Annotated in this window: 18 protein-coding genes; 5 read left to right on the forward strand and 13 right to left on the reverse strand. The window is 74.3% G+C overall.

The genetic code is table 11. The annotated features are described in order from the left end of the window. Nucleotides 1–4 precede the first annotated feature (4 nt). From IEZ04_RS11245 to IEZ04_RS11260, 4 genes are read right to left on the reverse strand one after another with little or no spacing between them, the layout of a single operon-like run. Complete coding sequence (locus IEZ04_RS11245; RefSeq protein WP_189216586.1) at nt 5–163, reverse strand: DUF6760 family protein; 159 nt, start codon at nt 161–163, stop codon at nt 5–7. Continuing rightward, nucleotides 160–663: a zinc-ribbon domain-containing protein gene (locus tag IEZ04_RS11250; RefSeq protein WP_189216587.1), complete on the reverse strand. Its 504-nt coding sequence runs from the start codon at nt 661–663 to the stop codon at nt 160–162. The genes IEZ04_RS11245 and IEZ04_RS11250 overlap by 4 nt, the downstream gene beginning before the upstream one ends. Next, complete coding sequence (locus IEZ04_RS11255) at nt 660–1100, reverse strand: phage tail protein (protein ID WP_189216588.1); 441 nt, start codon at nt 1098–1100, stop codon at nt 660–662. The genes IEZ04_RS11250 and IEZ04_RS11255 overlap by 4 nt, the downstream gene beginning before the upstream one ends. 35 nt (nt 1101–1135) lie before the next feature. Next, a complete protein-coding gene (locus IEZ04_RS11260; protein WP_189216589.1) occupies nt 1136–2710 on the reverse strand; it encodes a phage tail sheath family protein in 1575 nt (524 codons plus the stop codon). 199 nt (nt 2711–2909) lie between these two features. Here IEZ04_RS11260 and IEZ04_RS11265 point away from each other — a divergent pair, with 199 nt between their 5' ends. Continuing rightward, a complete protein-coding gene (locus IEZ04_RS11265; protein WP_229820953.1) occupies nt 2910–3071 on the forward strand; it encodes a hypothetical protein in 162 nt (53 codons plus the stop codon). 28 nt (nt 3072–3099) lie between these two features. Here the strand turns inward: IEZ04_RS11265 and IEZ04_RS11270 are convergent, their stop codons facing one another. The 4 genes from IEZ04_RS11270 to IEZ04_RS11285 form a co-directional block, all read right to left on the reverse strand. Beyond that, nucleotides 3100–5208 (reverse strand): ATP-binding protein, encoded by a 2109-nt coding sequence (locus tag IEZ04_RS11270; RefSeq protein ID WP_189216591.1) that lies wholly within the window; start codon nt 5206–5208, stop codon nt 3100–3102. Further along, the gene (locus tag IEZ04_RS11275) at nt 5205–5912 is read right to left on the reverse strand and encodes a Pvc16 family protein (protein WP_189216592.1); all 708 of its coding nucleotides are present in this window, start codon (nt 5910–5912) and stop codon (nt 5205–5207) included. The genes IEZ04_RS11270 and IEZ04_RS11275 overlap by 4 nt, the downstream gene beginning before the upstream one ends. After that, nucleotides 5909–9142 (reverse strand): DUF11 domain-containing protein, encoded by a 3234-nt coding sequence (locus tag IEZ04_RS11280; protein WP_189216593.1) that lies wholly within the window; start codon nt 9140–9142, stop codon nt 5909–5911. The genes IEZ04_RS11275 and IEZ04_RS11280 overlap by 4 nt, the downstream gene beginning before the upstream one ends. A 145-nt stretch (nt 9143–9287) precedes the next feature. Further along, nucleotides 9288–9983, reverse strand: a complete 696-nt coding sequence (locus IEZ04_RS11285; protein WP_373296289.1) for a helix-turn-helix transcriptional regulator — start codon at nt 9981–9983, stop codon at nt 9288–9290. A gap of 228 nt (nt 9984–10211) precedes the next feature. On the opposite strand from IEZ04_RS11285, the gene IEZ04_RS11290 reads away from it, so the two are divergent. Both IEZ04_RS11290 and IEZ04_RS11295 read left to right on the forward strand, forming a co-directional pair. Beyond that, nucleotides 10212–11597, forward strand: a complete 1386-nt coding sequence (locus tag IEZ04_RS11290; RefSeq protein WP_229820955.1) for a COG1470 family protein — start codon at nt 10212–10214, stop codon at nt 11595–11597. Between the two features lie 214 nt (nt 11598–11811). After that, nucleotides 11812–12492 (forward strand): ATP-dependent endonuclease, encoded by a 681-nt coding sequence (locus IEZ04_RS11295; RefSeq protein ID WP_189216595.1) that lies wholly within the window; start codon nt 11812–11814, stop codon nt 12490–12492. A gap of 4 nt (nt 12493–12496) precedes the next feature. Here the strand turns inward: IEZ04_RS11295 and IEZ04_RS11300 are convergent, their stop codons facing one another. The 3 genes from IEZ04_RS11300 to IEZ04_RS11310 all read right to left on the reverse strand — a co-directional run bounded on the left by IEZ04_RS11300 (nt 12497) and on the right by IEZ04_RS11310 (nt 15057). Then, nucleotides 12497–12970, reverse strand: coding sequence for a MarR family winged helix-turn-helix transcriptional regulator (locus IEZ04_RS11300; protein WP_229820956.1), 474 nt, complete (start codon nt 12968–12970; stop codon nt 12497–12499). Next, nucleotides 12967–14040, reverse strand: a complete 1074-nt coding sequence (locus IEZ04_RS11305; RefSeq protein WP_189216671.1) for an alkene reductase — start codon at nt 14038–14040, stop codon at nt 12967–12969. Before IEZ04_RS11305 ends, IEZ04_RS11300 begins: the two co-directional genes overlap by 4 nt. 102 nt (nt 14041–14142) lie before the next feature. Next, a complete protein-coding gene (locus tag IEZ04_RS11310) occupies nt 14143–15057 on the reverse strand; it encodes an NADP-dependent oxidoreductase (protein ID WP_189216596.1) in 915 nt (304 codons plus the stop codon). 246 nt (nt 15058–15303) lie between these two features. Here IEZ04_RS11310 and IEZ04_RS11315 point away from each other — a divergent pair, with 246 nt between their 5' ends. After that, complete coding sequence (locus tag IEZ04_RS11315) at nt 15304–16629, forward strand: FAD-dependent oxidoreductase (RefSeq protein WP_229820958.1); 1326 nt, start codon at nt 15304–15306, stop codon at nt 16627–16629. Nucleotides 16630–16665: 36 nt separating this feature from the next. Beyond that, nucleotides 16666–17502 (forward strand): alpha/beta fold hydrolase, encoded by an 837-nt coding sequence (locus IEZ04_RS11320; RefSeq protein ID WP_189216597.1) that lies wholly within the window; start codon nt 16666–16668, stop codon nt 17500–17502. A gap of 223 nt (nt 17503–17725) precedes the next feature. Here IEZ04_RS11320 and IEZ04_RS11325 read toward each other — a convergent pair whose 3' ends face one another. Next, a complete protein-coding gene (locus IEZ04_RS11325; RefSeq protein ID WP_189216598.1) occupies nt 17726–18598 on the reverse strand; it encodes an NAD(P)H-binding protein in 873 nt (290 codons plus the stop codon). Between the two features lie 79 nt (nt 18599–18677). Further along, nucleotides 18678–21977 (reverse strand): AfsR/SARP family transcriptional regulator, encoded by a 3300-nt coding sequence (locus IEZ04_RS11330; RefSeq protein ID WP_189216599.1) that lies wholly within the window; start codon nt 21975–21977, stop codon nt 18678–18680. Nucleotides 21978–22006 lie beyond the last annotated feature (29 nt).

Consider the following 22006-nt stretch of genomic DNA (forward strand, 5'->3'; position numbering starts at 1 on the left):
GTGATCAACCGCCTTCGTTCACGCGGGTGTTGATGCGGGCGATCTCGGCCACCCACTGCCTGCGTTCGCCGTGGGTCAGGCCGAGGATCTCCTCACGTGGCCAGTGGAAGTGATAGGCGATGTACGCGATCTCCTCCCGGAGCCGGGGAAGCGCGTACGTCACGATTCCCCCAGGCGCCCACCCGAGAGGTCGACCTCGAAGCCGCCCTCGCAGTGGGGGCAGGTCACCGCCGCGCGGGTGTGGCCCTCGCTGTTGACGCGGCGGTAGAAGTCCTGGAGGAAGGCGACGTCGGTGGCGTACATCCGTTCCACCACCCCGGCGTGCACATCGGTGATCGAGCCGATCCGGGTGATCACCTGGCTCAGCAGCACCACGCTCAGGTACGCCGGGTTCTCCTTGACCCGCAGGTCGATCTGGGGCCGCAGCTCGTCGCGGGCCGTGGCCAGGCGCATCGCGCCGTGGCGGTGCACCGTGCCCGTCTCGTCGACGTACCCGCGCGGCAGCTCGAACTCGAACTCCGTGCGCAGCCCGTGGTCCTGGTCCTGCCGGGGCGGCGGGGCGGAGGCGGGCTGTGCCGCCTGCTCCGCCGTCCCGGCCGGGGCGGGCGCCGTCATCTGGAGGATCTCGTCCAGGTTGCCCGCCGTCACCGTACGGCGCTTCATTCGACGATGATCTCCTCGAACACGATGGTGACGGTCTCCGTGGCCGCGGCCGACTCGCCCGCCTTCAGACCCGGGCCCTCCCACTTGGAGGCCCAGCCCTGCATCAGCTGGATACGGCGGACCGTGTTGCCCTCGGAGTCCATGATCTCGATGGTCAGGTTCTGCCGGGCGGTGTTGACGGCGCCGTTGTTGAGGGTTTCCTTGATCCAGTTGGTGAACTCGCTGCTCTGGTCGAGTCCCCGGGTGATCGTCACCTCGCCGGCCAGCCGGCGGCCGGGCTGCTTGCGGATGATCTGCTTGCCGAGCGAGCTGACGGCGTTGACCTCGACGACGTCCTCCTCGACGCTCAGCCCGCTGATCTCCTGGATCGATTCGACCATGTAGCCGCCGAGCTGCACGCCGAAGACGTGGGTGGAAAGAGCATCGCCCTCTGCCATGACTGTTCGTCACCTTTCCTTGACCGACCCGCGGGTCACTCGTCGACGAGGCTGGTGCTGTCGGAGAACTGGGCCAGCCGGAACACCACGAACTCCGCGGGCTTGACCGGCGAGACGCCGATCTCGCAGACGACCCGGCCCTGGTCGATGGACTCCTGCGGATTGTTGTCGCGGTCGCACTTCACGTAGAACGCCTCCTGGGCGGTGCGGCCGAACAGCGCGCCCCGGCGCCACTCCTCGGTGAGGAACGCCGTGACGTTGCGCCGGATGCTCGACCACAGCCGGTCGTCGTTCGGCTCGAAGACCACCCACTGGGTGCCGAGGAGGATCGACTCCTCGAGGTAGTTGAACAGGCGGCGCACGTTCAGGTAGCGCCAGGCCGGGTCGGAGGAGAGGGTGCGGGCGCCCCACACCCGGACGCCCCGGCCGGGGAAGGTCCGCACGCAGTTCACGCCGATCGGGTTGAGCAGGTCCTGCTCGCCCTTGCTGAGGCGGAACTCCAGGTCCACCGCGCCGCGGATCACCTCGTTGGCGGGCGCCTTGTGCACGCCGCGCTCGGCGTCGCTGCGCGCCCACACACCGGCGATGTGACCGCTCGGCGGGACGGTGGTGTTGCGCCCGGCGGCCGGGTCGAAGACCCGCACCCACGGGTAGTAGAGGGTGGCGTACCGGGAGTCGTAGCCCGCCTCGTCGTTGCGCCAGGTGCGCACCTGCTGGGCGGTGAGCCCGGGCGGGGTGTCCAGGACGGCCACCCGGTCGCCCATCTGCTCGCAGTGCGAGATGACGGCGAGCTGCACGGTGCGCACGCCCTCGGCGTCGATGTCGCCGCGCTCGTGGGCGCTCATCAGGTCCGGCACCGCGACCATGGTGATCTCGTCGATGGCCTCCAGGCCGCCGAACCCGGTGCGGGCCGCGGCGTCGCCGACGTACTCGGCAGGATCCAGGCGGGCCACCTCGCCGGAGCCGGAGCCGGAGCCCGGCACGGCGGGCGCGGCCGGGGCGTCGGGCAGCGTCACGGTCTGGTTGGCGGGCCGGCTCTGTGTGGTGCCCCGCTTCTCGGTGACCTCGACCAGCCTGGAGGAGCGCGCCTGGGTGACCAGGTAGCCCTTGACGTTCCTGCGGGTGGAGGCGTCGTACGTCTCCGCCACCTGGTCGCCCTGGCGGACCAGCACCTTGAAGCGGTCCTCCGGCGGGTTCTCGCCGTCCGCGTCGGCGACCTCCACCGACACCCCGGAGACGCCCGGCCGGGCCGCGACCAGGAAACCGCCGAGCTCCACCGGCTCCGCCGCGTCGGGCTCGCGCCGCTGCCGGGAGCCGTTGCCCGCCGGGGCGGAGGCGTCCTCGGCGGAACCGCCGATCCGCACGATGTACGCGGCGCCGCCGCCGTTGGCGAAGTACCCGTAGACCGAGTGCGGCAGGTAGGCGCCCTCGGCGAAGCCGCCGAAGAGCTGGGTGTACTGGTCCCAGCTGGTGACCAGCGTCGGCGCGTGGAACGGGCCGCTCTGCGCGAAGCCGACGAACGCGGCGACGGCGGTGCCGACCCCTTCGATCGGTCGCGCACCGGACTGCACCTCCTCCACGTACACGCCCGGGGTGAGGTACGTCGGCATGCTCGCTCCTTCGTGTCCGTGCGGGGTGTCCTTACGGATCGGTCACCTGTGTCCACGCCCGAGTCTTCGCGGCAGGTCCGCCGGTGCGACAGGGCCCCGTGGACCTGGCCGGGGGCAGGACGGCTGCCTTTCCGGGCCCTCCGCGGTGACCGCGCGGTTCACTGAGAGGTCGCAGCGGTGTGCCGACGGGGGCCCCACAGTGAACGTGCAGGCGCCGCCGGACGAGGACCGGATGAACGAGTTCGCCTTCCGAGCGCTGACCCATGACAGGGCCGTAGCCCTCTCGCACGAGGACCACGAGGACCACGAGGACCACGAGGACCACGAGGACCACGAGGACCGGATGCCGACCGTTTCCTGAGCCGCCGGGGTCCGGGTCCCCAGGCCCCTCACGCCCCGACCGCCACCGCCAGATACGCCCCGAACTCCCCCTCCAGCACCAGCCGCCCCAGCTTCCGGTACTCCTGGGCCACCGCCGTCACCAGCTGCCGCATGGTGAGCGGCTCCCCGGACTCCGCCGCGAGGTAGGCCGCGGTCACCGCGCAGGCCCGGATCGAGCCGCCGGCCAGTTCGAAGCGGTCCGCGCAGAAGGCGAGGTCCAGGTCGTCGGCCCGGGGGAGCCGGTCGCCCAGGCAGCGCTCCCACAGGGACCGGCGCTGGCCGGCGTCGGGGACCGGGAAGTCCGCCACCACGTCCAGGCGGCGGGTGAACGCCTCGTCCAGGTTGGCCCGGAGATTGGTCGTCAGCACCGCGATGCCGTCGAACGACTCCATGCGCTGCAGCAGGTACGCCGACTCGACGTTGGCGTGCCGGTCGTGCGCGTCCTTCACCTCCGAACGCTTGCCGAAGATCGCGTCGGCCTCGTCGAAGAGGAGGACGGCATTGACCGCCGACGCCTCGGTGAAGATCCGCTCCAGGTTCTTCTCGGTCTCCCCGACGTACTTGTCGACGACCGTGGACAGGTCCACCACGTACAGGTCCATGCCGAGGTCCGCCGCGACGACCTCCGCGGACATCGTCTTGCCGGTGCCCGACTCGCCCGCGAACAGCGCGATCACACCGCGCCCGCGGCCGCCGCCCGGCCGCATCCCCCACTGCCCGAGCACCTGTTCGCGGTGGCGGGCCCGCAGCGCCAGTTCGCGCAGCCGCCGGTGGGTGGACGGCGGAAGCACCAGGTCGTCCCAGCCGACCCCCGGCTCCACCCGGCGGGCCAGCCGGTCGAGGCCCGCGCCGTTCTGGGCGCGCACGGCGGCGCGCAGGTCGTCCGCGCCGACCGGGCGGCCCTCGACGGCCGCCGTGCGCGTCGCCACGTCGGCGGCCCGGCGCAGCTGCCCGGAGTCCAGGCGGTGCGCGGCGACCGCCCGGGCGAGCTCCTCCACGTCACCGGTCACGGCGCCGCCACCGGCGGCCCGGTCGAGGGCGTACCGCCAGCGCGCCGCCTGCCGCCCGGGGGACGGCGCCGGCACGTTCACGACGACGGGGGTGTCGGCCGCCCACGACGGGTCCCAGCCGACCGTGCCGTACGTCACCGTCGGGATCCCCCGCAGCGCCGCGCACACCGAGTGCAGTACGCGGGTGCGTTCGGCGGGCTCCGCGGGCAGTGCCTCCAGGGGGCCCAGAACGATCCCGGCACCGGTCAGGCGGGCTTCCAGCGCGGCCACCCGGGCCAGCTCCGCCACCTCCGCGGAGCGGCGGGCTAGCGCCACCGCGTCCAGGGCGAGCGGGCGCAGCCCCGCCGCGCGCAGGGCGGCGACGGCCAGCCCCCCGGCGTCACCGCCCCGGCCGCGCAGATGGACCGGCCCGGCGCCGGTCCCGGCCGCGGCGGCCGCCGTCCGGTGGACCTCCGCCGCGTCCGCGGCCGGGTCCTCCCGCACGTCACCGAGGACCCCGGCGAGCCGGGCGTCGGGCCGCGCGTCCCCCAGCAGGTGCCCGGTGACCCGGTCGGGCACCGCCAGAACACGGGACAGCGGTGGCCGTTCCGGCTCGGTGACCTCCAGCAGACCGCCCGCGACCAGCGGCGCCCCGGGAGCGAGCCGGAAGCGGGCGGGCGACGCACCGGCGAGCCCGCACAGCTCCAGGGCGAGCCCGACCGTGGGCCGACGGCGCGTCAGGTCGTCGTTGAGGTAGCCGTAGAGCCGTTCGAACCGTGCGTCCAGGTCGGGCGCCACCGCGATCAGCAGCAGGTCCAGGTCCAGTGAGGTCAGCCCGAAGTGCTCGGCGAGGCCGCCGAGGACGGAGCCGGCCGGCGGGTGCGGCGGCTCGTGGGCGGGCACGTCGAGGCCCCCCGGTCCGTCCAGGATGCGGGCCGCCGCCTCCGGGGTGAGGTACTGGCCCCGGTACGGGTCGTCGGGGTCGGGATCGGCGGCGCGGCGCACCGCGACGGCGTGCCGCACACGCTGTTCGACCTCGCGCAGCCGCGTCCACAGGTGTTCCGTGCCGGACGGCGGGGGACCGGCGCCGGGCCGGGCGGTGAGGCCGGGGTCGGCGGTGTACGTCACGGCTGCCGGTCACCCCGGCGACGGCGGCGGGCGGGTGCGGCCGGCCGCTCGCGCGGGCCGGTGAAGCCCTCCGCACCGGGGTCGGCGATCCCGGTGTAGCGCAGCCGCCGCCCCGCCGTCGTCCCGCCGCCCTCGCGGCGGGCGGCGGAGCGCACCACGAGCCCCTCGGTCACCGGGGGTCCGGAGACCCGGCTCACCCCGGCGAGGGGCGCGCTCACCCGCACCCCGAGCGACGCCTTCAGCTCACCGCCGAGCGCGGACCACACGTCGGAGGCGGGCGGCCCCTCGGCCCCCACCCCGGCGGTCTCCACGCCCACGGTCAGGCCGAGTTCGGCGAGCGTGCCCGTGAGCAGCCGCCGGGGCAGCACCTCGGTGGCCACCAGAGTGGCCAGCACCTGCGACAGCAGCCGGTGCTCGTCCTGCGGGCGGCTCGCCCACGCCGTGACGAGGTACGTCAGCTCGAACCAGCGGGGCGGGGTGCGCCGCGCCACCACGTACCCGTCCTCGTCGTGCACCTCCCCGCCGCCGCTGCCGCGCCGGGCGGCGTCCTCGCGGATGTCGTACAGGAAGACGCAGACCGTGGGGCCGGTGCGGCGTGCCGCCCAGTCCCGGGTGGGGGCGTCGAAGACCACCTCGACGCCCGACGCCTCGAGACCGGACTCGCCGAGCAGGCGGCGCAGCCCCTCGTCGACCTCGTGGATCATCGGCGGGTCACCTCGTCGGGCGGCTGCACGGTACCGCTGACCACCAGGAAGCCGGTCGTCACCGGGGAGAACCCGGATCCTCGGGCGGTGATGACACGCGGCCCGGTCCGGTCCTTGGCGAGGATGAGCAACTGGCCGGTGAACGTGCCGTCGGGCTTCGGCACGGTCGGCGCCGCCGCCGCGGTGATCCCCGGGTCCCAGGTGAACCGCACCGGCACTCCCGGCGGGAAGTCCCGGCCGCGCACGGAGGTGACGAAGCCGGGCTTGCCGATCTCGGGGACCGCCTCGATGCGCGGCTGGAGGATGCGCAGCCGCTCCCGGGCCGTGTTGTCGCTCCGGTCGGCGTCCGTGCCGGTGGTGGTGAGACTGCCGGTGACGTCGGCGGTCAGCGCCCTGTTCGGGCTGAGGACCACCCGGACGACGGTGCTCGCGCCCGGCTCCAGGTCCGGCAGCGCGCACACCCAGGAGTCGTCGCACCCTTGCGGCGGCCCGTTGCCGGGGACGCCCGCGGGCAGGCCGATGCGCAGCCGCAGCCCGGTGGCGAGCGCGTCGCGGCCGTTGCGCACGGTGTACGTCACCACGACGCGTCCGCCGACGAAACCGGGGTTCGGCTGGGCCGTGACGCGGACCCCGGGCCCGGCCTCGGGCGGCTCCGGCTCCGGGGGGACGGGGGGCGGCGCGGGCGTCGTGGGCGGTGCGGGGGCGGGCGGCGGAGCCGTGGGCGGCTCGGAGGTGGGCGGCTCGGGCGTGGGCGGCTCCGTGGTCGGCGGCGGAGTCGTGGGGGGCCCGGTGGTCGGCGGCGGGCTCGTGGGCGGGGCCTCGCGCACCGGCACCACGGTCCGGCCGGCGTTGTCGCCGGGCTGCGGGTCCAGGACGGTGCCCGTGACCGACCAGTCGACCGGTGCGTCACCGGGGGTGAGACCGGTCAGGGTCACGTCCACCGGAACGGTGGCACCGGGCGGCACCACGCCGACGTCGCACACGAGGGAGGCGGCGTCGCACGTGCCGCCGGGCCGGGTGATCCCGGTGATCCGCACCCCGGGCGGCGGTACGACGGTCAGCCGGGTGCCGGGGGAGGCGGCGGGACCGTTGTTCACGACGTCGACCCGGATCGTGGCGGAGCCGCCGACGACGAGCTCGGGGGCCGTACCGGGCGCCCGCACCGCGAGGTCCACGGACGGCTGGACGCTCGGCTCCTTCTGCCGGCCCGGGAGGTCACCGGTGAGCGGCGTGACGTCACCGGACGCGATGTCCAGACGGCTCAGCTTCTCGGGGCTGTCGACCTCGACGGCGGCACGGGAGCTGAACACCAGGCCGGTGCCGTCGGCCGTCCAGGCGGCGTCGCGCGGCTGGAACGGACCGGTCTCCGAGGTGTCCGGCAGCTGCTGCCGGCAGGCATCGGGGACGTCGCGGGCGGCGGCGGGCAGCAGCACCCGGCAGTCGTCGTCCGACAGGGAGGCCAGGAGGATGCCGTTGCGTTCGTCGGCCCGGCCGCCGCGGTTGAAGGCGACACTCAGCCCGTCCGGGGAGAAGGCGGGGCTGTCGTCGAGGACCTGGCAGCCGCTGTCCGGGCAGAGCGTGGCACTCACATCCCGCTGTTGGCCGAGGTCGTCCACGCGCACGGTCCAGACGTGCTTGTTGCCGCCGGTCCCGTAGGCCGCGTGGTTGCGGGTGAAGGCCAGGGTGGTGCCGTCGGAGGACCAGGTGGGCTGGGCGTCCTGCCCCTGGAGCTCCCCGGCCGGCGGGACGACCTCACCGGTGATCTCACCGGTGGCCACCTCCGCGACGAGGATGCGGCTGGGACCGGCGGCCTCGCCGACGCCGCCCGGTGAGGTCCGGGTGAAGGCGAGGTACCTGCCGTCGGGGGAGAAGGCGGGGTCGGTGTCCCAGTCCGTCGGTTCGCGTCCCGCGAGCGGCAGGAGTTCCTCGTTCGAGCCGTCGGCGTCCACCATGTAGATCTGCTGGGCCCGGCTGCCGGCCGGGCCCGTGAACCGGGTGAACACGATCCGGCGGCCGTCGGGCGTGTAGTTCTGCCGCTCGGTCCACGGGTCGAAACCCGGCGCGGGCCGGAACAGCGGGTCGTCGGCCCGGTCGTCGTCGGTGTCGGCCGCCGGGTCCTCCCGGAGGAGCGGGTCGAGTCCCAGGTCACGAGGGTCGGCCCCGTCCGCTCTGGCGTCCTGCAGGGTCACCTCGTTCGGCCTGTCCGCGGTGACGCGCTCCACCACCACCCCACCGTCCAGCCAGGTGGGCGAGCCCACCTCCCGGTCCTCGTCGAGCACCGTCGCGGGGTCTCTCGCCAGGTCCTCCGTCGCCCTGTACACATGGTCCCAGCCGCTCGTGCAGGTACAGGTGACCTCGGGACTCAGGAACAGCACCTCGTTCCCGTCGGGCATCCACGCCGCCCCGTGGGCACGCCACCTCTCGTACGCGCCCGCGAGCCACGGTTTGTCGGTGCTCCCGTCCGCCATCCGCAGCTGGGGCCGGCCCTCCTCGGCGGTGGCGGTGTACACGATCCGGTTCCGGTGCGCCGCGTCGTCGACCGGGTTCCACACCGGTTCGGTCGCCTCGCCGTTCGCCGGGTCGGTGAGCCGGGAGGCGGTGCCGCCGGCCAGGGGCCGTACGTGGACCTGCCGGCCGGCCAGCGGGTCGCTGTCGCTGGAGTACGCCAGGCGCCGCCCGTCCGGGGAGACGGTCGGCCACTGCTCGTTCGCGGGGGTGTCGGTGAGCCGCGTCAGGGCGTCGGAGCCGTCGGTGCGGACCGACCACAGGTCGCGCTGCCCCCGCCCGTCCGGACTGCCGGGTCCGGGCGAGTCGAACACCACCGCGCCGCCGTCCGGCGTCAGCCGGGGGTGCGCCGCGTTCATACCGGTGGTGAGACGGTGTACGGAACCGTCGGCGGCCCGCAGGTAGACCTGCGGGTCCTTCTCGTCCCGGCGGCTCGCGAAGACCAGCGTGTCGCCGAAGGCGGACGGCTGGGTGTCGTAGTGGGCCGGGCCCTCGCCGAACAGCGGCGGACTGGAGGTGGTGGAGCCGGCGGCGACCCGGCCGAGACTCCGGTGCAGCGTACCGGCGTACGCCACCCGGGTGTCGGCGGCGTCGACCGCCCGCGTGCCGGGGCCGGTGGCGTCCTGCCCGGAGGCGGCCGTCACCCCGAGCAGCGGAACCAGCAGCAGCAACGACGTGCCGAACCTGCCCGGGCGGCGTCGTCCGCCGGGGCCAGCGGTTGCCATCACAGTTCCCCTCGCGTTTCGGTGCGGCGTTCGGGCGTGCCCCGCCACCCTGCGACGGACGTGTGCGGCGTGGCAGGGCGGCGGGGCCGTACCCGGGGGAAGCGCGCGGTGTTCTTTCGGGCAGCGCCGGTTTCCCGGCCCGCCGTCAGATCAGCCCGTTGCGCAGCGCGTAGCCCACCGCGTGGGCCCGGTTGCGCAGTTGCAGCCGCGTGGTGATCTCGTGCAGCACGTTCTTGACGGTCCGTTCGGAGTACGCGGTCTTGCGGGCGATCTCCGCGGTGTCCAGGCCCTCCGAGACCAGGCGCAGCATGTCCGCCTCGCGCGTGGTCAGCGTGGACAGGGACATGCTCTGCGGGGCGAGTGAGGAGCGCTGCAGGCCGCCGACGTGACTGAGCAGCTTGCCGAGCAGGTCGCCGGGCAGCACTCCCTCGCCGTTGGCCATCGCCAGGACCAGGTGGAGGAGGTGGTCCTGGTCGGCCTCGGCACGGCGCAGCACCGCCGCCACGCCGCACTCGATGACGCGTTGCAGCGTGCCGGAGCCGAGGGTGCCGACCACGAGACCCGTGCGGGTGGCCGGGTTGTGCCGCAGCCGCTGCAGCAGGGCGGCGACCTCGTCGTCGACGCTGTCCACGACCACCAGCGACGCCTGGGCCCGTTCCGCGTCCGCGTCGTCGAGCAGGTCGATCTCGGGGCGCGGACGTAACTGCTGCACGACGCCGACGCGCAGGACCGGATCGGCGGCGTAGACGGCCACGGTCACCCGGCCGGGGCGGTCGTGGGGGACGGCCCGGTGCGCGGTCCGGGCCGTGCCGGGCGTACGTGACGTGGTGGCGGACACCACCGGATCGTTTCTCTCTGCACTGGACATAGGGGGCTACCTGTCTCGTAAGTCCGTGGTGTGACGCGGGGACGGCCCGGCGGCCCGTGTGCGGGGCACAGGAGGCGCCGCGACGCCGTGGTTACGTACCATCACAAGAGAGTCGGTCATTGCCTCCCGGGCACCACGACTGCCCGGGTGTTGCCCTCGCGCTCCTCGTTGAGCCGGCGGGCGCGGTTCTACCGTCGTGGCGTGACGCCTTCTGCAGCCTCTTCCGGTGCCGGTGCGCCCGGTCCCGACATCCCGGCGGTGACGGTCACGCCGGGCGCTACCGCCACGACCAGCGTGACAGTCCGCAACGACAGTGACATCGTCGAGGCGTACAGCCTGGAGATCGTCGGGGACTGCGCGCCCTGGACCACGGCGCAGCCGGCCCGGGTCTCCCTCTACCCCGGCACCTCGGAGACGGTGACGCTCCTCCTGCAGCCGCCGCGCTCCCCGGAGGTCCGGGCCGGCGACCTGCCCCTCGGGGTGCGGGTCCTGCCGGCCGAGCACCCCGAGTCGGTGCGGGTCCTCGAAACCACCGTGCACGTCGAGGAGTTCCGGGAGCTGCAGACCGAGGTGCTGCCGCGCCGCCGGCGCGGCTGGCTGCGCGGCCGCTACCGGCTGGCGGTGCGCAACCAGGGCAACTCCCCGAGGCAGGTGGCCTTCACGCCCGGTCAGGCGGGGGAGGAGCTGGGCTTCGCCTTCAACCCGGCGAGTCCCGGGCTGGAGCCGGGCGAATCGGTGGAGGTCGGCCTGCGGGTCCGTACCGGCAAGCCGGTGTGGTTCGGCGCCCCCGTGGTGTGGCCGTTCACCGTGGACACCGTCGAAGCCGGTGACGGGGAGACGGCAGGACAGCGACAGCGGGAGACGGTGCGGCAGGACGTGACCGCCGTCCGGCCGCCGCTGGACGCGGAGTTCGTCCAGATCCCGATCTTCCCCAAGTGGCTGCTCGCGGTGCTGGCGGCACTGCTCGCGCTGCTGCTCGCCTGGTTCGCGCTGGTCCGTCCGGCCGTGCGCAGCGCCGCCGAGGAGGCGGCCACCGAGGCGGTCCGGCCGCGTCCCACGCCCCCGGGGGAGGACGGCGGGCAGGCCCCGGGCAGCGGTTCCGGCGACGGCTCGGGCACCGGGCCCGGCGGCCAGGAGTCGGGCGCCCCGCCCGGAGCGGGCGGTGACGGCACCGCGCCCGGCGGCGGCAGCGGACCGGGTGCCGGTACCGGTACCGGCACCGGCGGCGGTGGGCAGAGTTCGCAGACCATCGACGTGCAGACGTCCGCCGGGGACACCGCGACCGGTGTCTACGAAGTGCCCGACAACAGCGTCTTCCGCGTCACGGACGTCGTCATCGCCAATTTCCAGGGCGACGAGGGGGTGCTGACGTTCAGTTTCGGCGATCGCAAGATCACCACTATCGCGCTGGAGACCTTCCGCAACCAGGACTATCACTGGGTCACCCCCATCGAGATTCCTGAGAACGACACCGTGACCGTCGAAGTGACCTGTAATACGCCGGGAACACCGGCCACCGGCCGTCGGGCACAGGAATGCCACGAGGTGCTGAACGTGAGCGGTGTGCTCAGTCGTACCACGCAGTGAATGGCGTCTCACGTTTCACGACCAGACTGGTCGGTGCAGGCCCCCATCGGTAAGAGCCGCATGCTCTTACGACTGAAAAGCGATATGCCGAGGCTTGAAATCGCGCTCCGCAGCGGCCGGAAGTGTCCGGTCCCCGCACTGTTCGCGGAATGGGCCCAGCGCCGCCACGGGCCACGGAGAACTCGCATGCGCACGACTTCCCGACCGTGCCAGGATGGCGACCGGGAAGCGAGGTTCCGTGGACGAGTCGAGACGGTTGGGACCGGCGCCGGCCGCGTGGGCGGCCGGCGGGGCGGGGGCGGCCGCGGCCGCGACGGCGGCGCGGGAGCTGGCCGGCGACGGGGTGCGGACGGTCGTGCTCGTCGAGGGCGGCAGTGACCGGGTCGCCCTGGAGACGCTGGCCGCGCGGTACGGCCGCGACCTCGGTGCGGAGGGTGTCGTGGTGGTACCGCTCGGAGGCGCCACGAACATCGGGCGTTTCCTGGACGTGTGCGGTCCCGCGGGGCTGGGACTCCCGGTGGCCGGTCTCTACGACATCGGTGAGGAGCGGCACTTCCGGCGGCATCTGGAGCGGGTCGGGCTCGGCTCCGGTCTCACGCGCGAAGGACTCGGGCGACTCGGCTTCCACGTGTGCGTCGCCGACCTGGAGGACGAGCTGATCCGCGCTCTCGGGGCCGAGGGCGTGCGGGAGGTGATCGAGTCCCAGGGCGAGACGCGCCCCTTCCGCACTTTCCTCGGCCAGCCGGCGCAGCGCGAGCGGCCGGTGGAGCACCAGTTGCGGCGCTTCCTGGGCACCCACAGCGGTCGCAAGGCGCTCTACGCGCGGGCGCTGGCCGCCCGGCTGGACCTCGAACGCGTACCGCGACCGCTGGAACGTCTCCTCGCCCACGTCTGACACGTCACGGCGTACGCCCGGCGTCGACCGCTCGCTCGATCCTGTGCGCGAGGCCGATGAACGCCTCGATCTCGTCCCGGGTCAGGTCCCGCACCGAGTCCTCCTCCAGCGTCCGCCACATCGCGGTGATCGGCTCCCGCATGGCACGGCCCCGGTCGGTGAGGTGGACGACCATCACCCGCCGGTCGTGTGCGGCCGGCTCACGGGTGAGCAGCCCCGCCTCCTGCATGCGACGCAGCGACTTGGAGACGGTGGAGTGGTCCAGCCCGACGCTCTCGAGGAGTTCGGACTGGGTCTGGCCGTCCTTGTCGAACAGCTGCATGAGCAGCAGTTCCTGTCCCGGGTGCAGCTGCATCCGGCGGAGCATGGCGGCGGCCCTGCCGCGGTGGGCACGGGCGAGCTGGAAGACCGCGTAGCTCAGCCGTCCCTCGCCGACCGCGCCCGGGAACTGCGGTGAGGGGGAAGCGGGGTCGGTCACTGGTCGGATCTCCTTCGGGCGAGTGTGGGGTAGTCGGTGCACCCGGCCGCGCCGCCGCCGTGGAACGTCGTCGGGTCGGGGGTGTTCAGCGGTGCTCCGGAGCGTACCCGTTGGGCCAGGTCGGGGTTGGTCAGGGCCGCCGCGCCGACACTGCTGACGTCGGCGCGGCCGTCGGCGACGTCCGCCGCGCGGGTGAGCAGGTCGGCGCCGGCCCGGTTGAGCACGAGGGCGGTCGGCCACAGCCCGCGCAGGGTGCCCAGCAGTTCCTCGTCCCCGGCGTGGACCAGGTGCAGGTAGGCGAGACCGAGCGGGGCGAGCGCGCGGACCAGCGCGGGGTACAGCTCCTGGGTGTCGTCCTCCGTGATGTCGTTGTACGGGTTGCCGGGAGAGAGGCGGATGCCGGTGCGGCCGGCGCCGATCTCCCCGGCCACCGCCGTGGCGACCTCCACGGCGAAGCGGACGCGGTTCCCGACGGAGCCGCCGTAGCGGTCGGTGCGGTGGTTGGCGTTGCTGGACAGGAACTGGTGCACGAGGCAGCCGTTGGCGCCGTGGATCTCGACGCCGTCGGCGCCGGCCGTGACGGCCGCCCGGGCGGCCCGGCGGAAGTCCTCGACCGTCGCGGCGACCTCCCCGGTGGACAGTGCGCGCGGCTCCGGCATCGGCCGGGGGCCGGCGGTGGTGAACATGGTGCCCGCGGGGCGGATCGCCGACGGGGCCACCGGCTGCCGCCCGTGCGGGGTGTTGTCGGGGTGGGCGATCCGGCCGGTGTGCATGAGCTGGACGACGATCCGCCCGCCGGCCGCGTGCACGGCGTCGGTGACCTTCCGCCACCCGGCGACCTGCTCCTCCGTGTGGATGCCGGGGGTCAGCAGGTAGCCCTGCCCGTCGGCGGAGGGCTGCGTCCCCTCGGTGACGATGAGGGCGTGCGAGGCCCGTTGGGCGTAGTACTCGGCGTTCAGCTCGGTGGGGACGCCCTCCGGGGTGGAGCGGTTTCGGGTCATCGGGGCCATGGCCGGCCGGTGCGGCAGGGTGATGTCACCGACGGTGGCCGGTGTCCACAGGACGTCCAGGGAGTGTCGGACATGACGGATTCTCCGTGAGCCGTGAGCCGTGAGCCGTGAGCCGTGAGCCGTGAGCCGTGAGCCGTGAGCCGGTACCGGTGCGGGACCGCCTCAGGCGACGGTGAGGACGAGCTTGCCGCGGCCGTGGCCGGCGTCGCTGAGCCGCTGGGCCTCGGCGGCCTCGGCGAGCGGGAGAACGGTGCCGACCGTGGTCACCAGCTCCCCGGCGGCGGCCAGCCGGGCGAGTTCGCCGAGCCGGGCGGCCGACCTGCGCTGGGGGCCCTCGGCGAAGACGACGCCCAGCTCCCCGGCGCGGAAGTCGGCGGTGGTGACGATCCGGTCGGTGCCGCCGCGCAGGGTGACGGAGTCCTCCAGGGCGCCCTTCCCGGCGGCGTCGAACACGGCGTCCACCCCCTCCGGGGCGAGGGCGCGGACCCGCTCGACCAGGTTCTCCCCGTAGACCAGCGCGGTGGCGCCGAGCGAGGTGAGGTACTCCTGGTTGGCCGGGCCGGCGGTGCCGATGACCCGCGCACCGCGGGCGACGGCCAGCTGGACGGCGACGGTGCCGAGCGCTCCGGCCGCGCCGTGGATCAGCAGGGTCTCCCCGGCCCTGACGTCCAGCAGGTCCAGGACCCGGTCGGCACCGTCGCCCGCCACCGGCAGCGTGACCGCGGACGTCCAGTCGAGCCCGGCGGGCTTGTGGGCGAGGACGTCGGCGTCGGCGAGGGCGTACGCGGCGTAGGAGCCGGTGTCGGACCAGCCCAGCACCTCGTCGCCCACCTTCAGCCGGTCGACTCCCTCACCCACGGCGTCGACCACCCCGGCGATCTCCCCTCCGGGGACGGCGGGCAGCGTGGTGGGGAAGACGGCCTCCATGATCCCGGAACGGATCTTGCCGTCCACCGGGTTGACCCCGACCGCCTTGATGCGGACGCGGACCTGGCCGGGGCCGGGCTCGGGCGTCGCGATCTCCGTCTGGCGCAGGACCTCGGTGCCGCCGAACCGGTCGAAAACGATGGCCTTCATGACAACTCCTTTATCGGTTTCGCCAGCCACACCCTTCGTGTGGCTGGCCACATAAAAGTAGCACCGATCGTGTGGCTAGCCAAGTAATTGGAGCGGGCGCACGTCCGGGGGAGGTTGAGAGGATTGTCAATGGTATGCGGAGGCACCATTACCGCTTCATGGGTGGCGGGTTACTGGATCGTCCTACCGTCTGTGACGCGTCGGGGGGAGGTGAATGAGCTGAGGAGGAAGGACGCTGTGGACGGTGTGACCACTGTCGCCGGACGACGGGCCGTGGTGATGGGGGGAAGCATGGCGGGCCTGCTCGCGGCGCGGGCGCTCGCCGAGTCGTTCGACGAGGTCGTCGTGGTGGACCGCGACGTACTGCCGGACTCGCCCGCGAACCGGCGGGGGACGCCGCAGGGCCGGCACGTGCACGGACTACTGGCGCGCGGACAGCAGATCATGGAGGAGTACTTCCCCGGGGTGACGGAGGAACTGCGGGCGGCGGGCGCCGTCACGGGAGACGTGGTCGGCAACGTCCGCTGGATCCTGGACGGCGTCCCGATGAGCAAGGGGCACGCGGGGCTCCTCACGGTGTCGGTGTCCCGCCCCATGCTGGAGGCGCACGTGCGGCGCCGGGTGCGGGGCCTGGCGGGAGTGCGGCTGCTGGACCGGACCGAAGTGGTGGGCCTGCGGTTCTCGCCGGATGGACAGCGCGTTACCGGGGTGCGGACGGTCGGGGCCGGGGGAGCGGCGAGCGGCTCGGTCCTCGCGGCCGACCTGGTGGTGGACACCCTCGGACGCGGGTCGCGGGTCCAGCGGTGGCTCTCGGCGCGCGGATGGCCCGAGGTCGCCGAGGAACGCACACAGGTCGGACTGACCTACACCACGCGGCACTACCGGGCGGGACCGCAGCCGTCGCCCGAGGACTTCTCCGTGGACGTCGTGGCCACGCCGGACCATCCACGGGGCGCCGTCTGCGCGCGGATCGACGGCGACCGGCAGGTCGTGACCGCGTACGGGATCCTGGGGGACGTGCCGCCCACGGACCCGGAGGGCTTCCTCGACTTCCTCAAGTCGCTGTCCTCGCCGGAGATCTACGAGGCGGTGGTGGAGAACCCCGAGCCGCTCGACGACCCGGTGTCGCACCGCTTCCCCGCCAGTCTGCGCCGCCGCTACGAGCTGGCGGAACGGCTGCCGTCCGGGCTGCTCGCGCTGGGCGACGCCGTGTGCAGCTTCAACCCGACCTACGGACAGGGCATGACGGTCGCGGCCCTCGGCTCACAGGTGCTGCGCACGCACGTGGCGGACGGCCGGGTGCCCGACCCGGCCGCCTACTTCTCGGACCTGGCCCGTGACGCGGTCGACGAGGCGTGGCGGCAGGCGCTGAGCAACGACCTCGGCTTCCCCGGGGTGGCGGGCGACCGGACCCCGGAGATCCTCGCCGACCAGGAGTACCTGGGCCGGGTGCTGGAGGCGGCGCAGTACGACGGCGCGATCGCCGCCGCCTACACCCGGGTCATCTCCTTCGTCGACCCGCCGGAGGCCCTGCACGCGGACTGGGTGCACCGGGCCCTGCGGCCCGTCTGACCCGGTCGACGGCAAGCGCGCGGACAAGGAGTGGAGATGCGAGTAACTGTCGACGACCTGGTCTTCGACGTCGACGTGGCGGGCCCCGAGGACGGTGAGGCGGTCCTGCTGCTGCACGGGTTCCCGCACAGCCGCGAGTCGTGGACGGACATCGCGCCGCTGCTGCACCGGGCGGGGCTCCGCACGGTCGCCCCCGACCAGCGGGGGTACTCGCCGGGGGCCCGTCCGGAGGCGGTCGAGGCGTACGCGCTGCCGGAGCTGGCCGCCGACGCGCTGGGCGTCCTGGACGCGCTGGGCATCGAGGCGGCGCACGTCGCCGGGCACGACTGGGGCGCGGTCGTCGGCTGGTACCTGGCGGCACGGTTCCCCGGGCGGGTGCGGAGCCTGACGGCGGCCGGGTTCCCGCACCTTGACGCCTTCCGGCACGCGCTGCGGGTGGATCACCGACAGCGGCTGCACTCGGGCTACATCGACACGCTCAGCGCCGAGGACGCGGCCGACACCTTCCTCGCGGACGGCGCGGCCGGCCTGGAGGGGTGGTACCGGCAGACCGAGGGAGTGCTGAGCGAGGAGCAGATCGAGCGCTACATGCGCACCCACACCAGCCCCGGCACGCTGCGGGCGGCGCTGAAGTGGTACCGGGCGGGCAGCCTGCAGGACGACAGCGACCCGCTCGGGCCCGTCACCGTGCCGACCACCCACATCTGGAGCGAGAACGACCCGGCGGTCGGCGTCCTCGCCGCGGAGCGCACCGCCGACCACGTGACGGGGGAGTACCGCTTCGTCCGGCTGCGGGGGGTCTCGCACTGGCAGCCCCAGCAGGTGCCGGAGAAGGTCGCCGCGGAGATCCTGGACCGGGTCCGCGGGGCCTAGGCCCGTCGCCGCGGTCCCGTCCGCCCCGCGGCGCCCGGCGCGCCTCCCCGCTTCCGGCCCCCGCCCGAGCCGGAGGGGGCCCGGAGCACGGGCCGACACCGCGAGGCCGTCCTCCGGGCGGCGACGGGCCCGGCGGCACGACCGGCATCCGCCGCGGCCGGTGCGCCGCCGGGGACGGACGACGTCCCCGGCGGCGCACGGCGCGTCGGCCGGCCTTCTCGGGTCAGGCGTCCCAGACGCCGGTCGCGGCCGCCTCCGCGACGAAGTCGGTGAAGTCCCGGGGCGCACGGCCCAGTACGTCCTGGACGCCGCTGGAGAGGTGGGCGTCCTCGCCGTCGCGTATCCAGGTGAAGAGCCGGGCGACGAAGCGGGCGTCGCCCTCGGGCACGCCCCGGCCCGTGAGGTCGGCGACGTACTCGTCGGCGGTGACGGCGTGGTAGCGGACGGGGCGGCCGGTCGCCCGGGCGATGGTGTCCACGGCTTCCGCCAGGGGAAGGGCGCGCGGGCCGGACAGGGCGTGCACCACGCCCTCGTGGCCCCCCTGGGTGAGGACCGTCGCCGCGACCTCGGCGACGTCCCGGGCGTCGACGAAGGGCTCGGCCCCGTCGCCGGCGGGCAGCCGTACGGTGCCGGCGCGCACCGGGGCGCGCAGCAGGTCGTCCTCGGTGAAGCCCTGCATGAACCAGGTCGGCCGCAGGATGGTCCAGGCGTCGCCGGACCCCCGCAACGCCTCCTCGGTCGCCAGCATCCCCGGTTCGCCGGAGTCGGCCCAGCCGCGGGCGGAGAGCAGGACCAGCCGGGTGAGGCCGTGACCGGCGGCGAACGCGACGAAGGCGCGCAAGCGGTCGGCGGCGTGCTCGTTCTGCGCGTCGACGAGGTAGGCGGCCCGTGCTCCGGACACCGCGGCCGGCCAGGTGGACTCGTCGAACCAGTCGAAGCGGACCGGGGTGGTACCGCGGGCGACGGCCCGGACGTCCGCGCCGAGCCGCCGCAGGTGCGTCACGACGTGCCGGCCGGTCTTCCCGGTGGCGCCGATCACCAGGACGGGGCCCTGTCCGCCGTCGTGTTCCGCACTGTGCACATGACCGTGTCTCATACCGCCGAGTAGATCATGAACATGCCCGCCGCGGCGGGGAGTTGGCCGCGCGTGCCGCCCGTGGCGCGCGGCCGGCGGGTCAGGCCGGGCACTCGGCGGGCGGGTCGAGGGGGAGCTTCTCCTCCTCGTCGGCGGCGGTGTCGTAGTGACGCGCGGCGCCCGCGTCGAGCGCCTCGCGGAACCTCTCCTCGCCGAGGGCCTCGCGGATGCGGGCGGAGATGCGCTCGACGTCACGGCGCTCGGCGGGAGGCAGCGGCGCCTCGCACTCCTCCCGGGTGTGGGCCGCGGTGCCCAGCAGCCGGGCCGCGCGGACGTGGCGTCCGGCGAGGGAGTGGGCCCCGGCGAGCCCCTCCAGGGCCAGGGCCACCGCGCGGGCGTCGCCGGTGGCACGGGCGGTCGCCAGACAGTCGCGGTGGAGGCGGAGCGCGGCCGGGGCGTCACCGCGCTGTTCGGCGATGAACCCGAGTTCGGCGAGGACCAGGGCGAGACCGGTGAGGGCGCCGTGGCTGCGGTTCCACTCCCGCCACGGCTGCAGGTGTTCCTCGGCGGCGTCGAGCAGGCCCCGGCGGCGGGCGGCGAGGGCGAGTCCGATCTCGGCGAACTGCTCCACCGGCCGGTTGCCCTGGTCGACGGCGAGCCGCAGCGCGCGGGAGTGCAGCTCGTCGGCCTCGGTCAGCCGCTCGGTGAGCAGGGCGATCCGGCCGAGACCGGAGAGCTTGCGGGAGACCTCCGACCACAGCTCCAGGGACTCGGCGATGCGCAGCCCCTCCGAGTGCAGCCCCGCCGCCTCGTCGTAGTCGGCGTTGATCTCCGCGAGGACGCTGAGGACCTCGGTGGCCTTGAGCTGTCCCCAGGCGTCGCCGAGCGTGATGAAGTGGGTGCGGGCCTCGAGCGCGTTGCCGCGCATCGCCTCCAGGTTGCCGCGGGCCATGGCGAGGGCGGCCCGGGTGCTCAGGGCGGCGGCCACCCCCCAGGTGTCGCGCAGCACGCGGAAGTCGGTCAGGGCGCCGTTCATGCGCTGTTCGCCCGCGCTGAGGGAGCCCAGGCTCCACTCGGCGAACCCGAGGAACCACTCCGCACGCGCCCGGCCCACCGTCCGCTCCCCGGCCGCCGGGTCCGGACGCTCCCCGGCGAGCAGCGCCGACGGGGGCTCGTCCGGCGGGGGCACGAGGCCGGGCCGGTGCTCGCCCAGCAGCATGGCGAACCCGGTGTGCCAGGTGCGGGCCTCGGCCCGGTCGGCCGCGGGCGCCTCCCCGGGGACGGCGAGGGCGAGGCGCAGGGCCCGGGAGCCCTCGCCGAGCCGGCCGCGCAGGAACCAGTACCAGGACAGGGCGTTGGCCAGGCGCAGGGCCCAGGAGGCCGCGCCGACGCGCCGGGCCTCGTCCAGGGCGCGCTGGAAGTTGGCGGTCTCCGCGTCCAGGCGCTGCAGCCAGCGGCGCTGGTTGCGGCTGTGCAGATGGGGGCGGGCGAGTTCGGCCAGCTCGGTGTAGTAGCGCAGGTGACAGAAGGCCAGCCGGGCGCTCTCGCCCTGCTCGTCGGTCTTGCGCTGGGCGTAGGCGGCGACGGACTCCAGCAGCCGGTAGCGCGGCCAGTGCGGGCCGTCGACCTTGATGACCAGGGAGCGGTCCACCAGCCGGGCCAGCACGTCCAGGATGTCGCCGTCCGCGCCGCCCTCGGCGCTGAGGTGCTCGACGGCCTCCAGGGTGCAGCCCTCGGCGTGCACGGCCAGGGTGCGCAGCAGGTACTGCTCCTGGCCGGTGAGTAAGCTCCAGCTCCAGTCGATGGCCGCCTGGAGGGTCTGCTGACGGGGCGGGGCACCGCGGTAGCCGTAGGTGAGGATGCGGAAGCGGTCGTCGAGCCGGTCCAGCATGTCCCGCAGGCCGAGGGAGCGCACCCGCGTGGCGGCCAGTTCCAGGGCCAGGGGCAGGCCGTCGAGGCGGCGGCAGATGTCGGTCACGAGCGGAGCGGTGGACTCGTCCAGGACGAAGTCGGGGTCGACGGAGCGGGCCCGGGCCGCGAACAGCTGGACGGCGCTGGAACGTGCCAGGGTGTCCGGGTCGCTGTCGGGCAGCGGCAGGTCGAGCGGCGGCACCGGCCAGATCGTCTCGCCGGGCAGGTGCAGCCGTTCCTGACTGGTCGCCATCAGGTGCAGTTGCGGGGAGTCGGTGAGGAGCCGGGTGACCAGCTCGGCCACCGGGTCGACGAGGTGCTCGCAGTTGTCCAGGACCAGCAGCAGCCGACGGGTGGCCAGGGCGGTGGCCAGCCGACGCGGCGGGCCGCCCGCCGCGTCGGCGGGGAAGGGCGCGGTGTCGGAGTCCTCCCGGATGCCCATCACCGCCATCACGTGCTCGGCCAGTGACGTCAGACCGGTCGTGCCGCTCAGCGCCGCGAGCTCCACCAGCCAGACACCGTCGGGGAACGCGTCGTCCAGCTCGCGGGCCGTGGCGGCGGCCAGCCTGGTCTTGCCCACTCCGCCGGGACCGGTGAGGGTGACCAGCCGCTTCTCGCGGACCAGCTGCCGCAGCTCGGCCACCGCCTCGTCCCGTCCGACCAGGGAGTCGACGCGGGCGGGCAGGTTGGTGCGCGAGCGGGTGCCCGAGGGGGCGTGCGCGGTCCGCGCGGTGTCCTGCAGGGCGGGGTCCTGGCGGAGGATGGCCTGCTGCAGCGTCTCGATCGCGGGACCGGGGGCGAGGCCCAGCTCACGGTCCAGGCGCCGGCGCAGCTCCGCGTAGCTGTCCAGGGCCTCCGAGGAGCGGCCGACCCGGTACAGGGAGCGCATCTGCACCGCCCGCAGCCGCTCGCGCAGCGGGTGGGCGGCCACCAGCGTGGTGAGCTCACCGATGAGCGTGCTGTGCTCGCCCAGTTCCAGGCGGGTCTCGGCGTGCTCCTCGACGGCGGTGAGGCGCTGTTCCTCCAGGGAGGCGGCGGCCGCCCGGACGAACGGTTCGTCGGCGAAGTCGGCGAACGCGGGTCCCCGCCACAGCGAGAGCGCGTCCGCCAGCACGGCGGCCTTCGCCCGCGGATCCTGTACGGTGCCGGCGTCGGCCACCAGCGCCTGGAACCGGCCGGCGTCCACGGACTCCGCCGGCGCCGTCAGCACGTAGCCCGGGGCCCGGCGCACGATCAGCTCCCGGCTGCCCGGCTCGGCCTCCTCCAGCGCCCGCCGCAGCTGGGACACCTTGGCCTGCAGGGCGCCCAGCGGGTTGGCGGGGAGCGTCGAACCGCCCCAGAGGGCCTCGACGAGCCGGTCGGCCGCCACCACCCGCCCGGGGTGCGCGAGCAGATTGGCGAGCAGGGCCCGGACCTTCACCTCGGGAACCCTGACCAACCGCTCCTCGGTCGCCCACACCTCCAGTGGCCCCAGCACCCTGAATTGCATGAGCAATAGCCTAACTCAGGGTACTCACA

Source organism: Streptomyces ruber (genome assembly GCF_014648075.1).
In the GTDB taxonomy this organism is placed as follows: Bacteria; Actinomycetota; Actinomycetes; order Streptomycetales; family Streptomycetaceae; genus Streptomyces; species Streptomyces ruber.

Bases quoted from the DNA above. Each gene is read 5' to 3' on its own strand.
- IEZ04_RS11250 (WP_189216587.1), bottom strand. From the start codon at position 663: ATGAAGCGCCGTACGGTGACGGCGGGCAACCTGGACGAGATCCTCCAG.
- IEZ04_RS11255 (WP_189216588.1), bottom strand. From the start codon at position 1,100: ATGGCAGAGGGCGATGCTCTTTCCACCCACGTCTTCGGCGTGCAGCTC.
- IEZ04_RS11260 (WP_189216589.1), bottom strand. From the start codon at position 2,710: ATGCCGACGTACCTCACCCCGGGCGTGTACGTGGAGGAGGTGCAGTCC.
- IEZ04_RS11275 (WP_189216592.1), bottom strand. From the start codon at position 5,912: ATGATCCACGAGGTCGACGAGGGGCTGCGCCGCCTGCTCGGCGAGTCC.
- IEZ04_RS11280 (WP_189216593.1), bottom strand. From the start codon at position 9,142: ATGGCAACCGCTGGCCCCGGCGGACGACGCCGCCCGGGCAGGTTCGGC.
- IEZ04_RS11295 (WP_189216595.1), top strand. From the start codon at position 11,812: ATGGCGACCGGGAAGCGAGGTTCCGTGGACGAGTCGAGACGGTTGGGA.
- IEZ04_RS11310 (WP_189216596.1), bottom strand. From the start codon at position 15,057: ATGAAGGCCATCGTTTTCGACCGGTTCGGCGGCACCGAGGTCCTGCGC.
- IEZ04_RS11320 (WP_189216597.1), top strand. From the start codon at position 16,666: ATGCGAGTAACTGTCGACGACCTGGTCTTCGACGTCGACGTGGCGGGC.
- IEZ04_RS11325 (WP_189216598.1), bottom strand. From the start codon at position 18,598: ATGAGACACGGTCATGTGCACAGTGCGGAACACGACGGCGGACAGGGC.
- IEZ04_RS11330 (WP_189216599.1), bottom strand. From the start codon at position 21,977: ATGCAATTCAGGGTGCTGGGGCCACTGGAGGTGTGGGCGACCGAGGAG.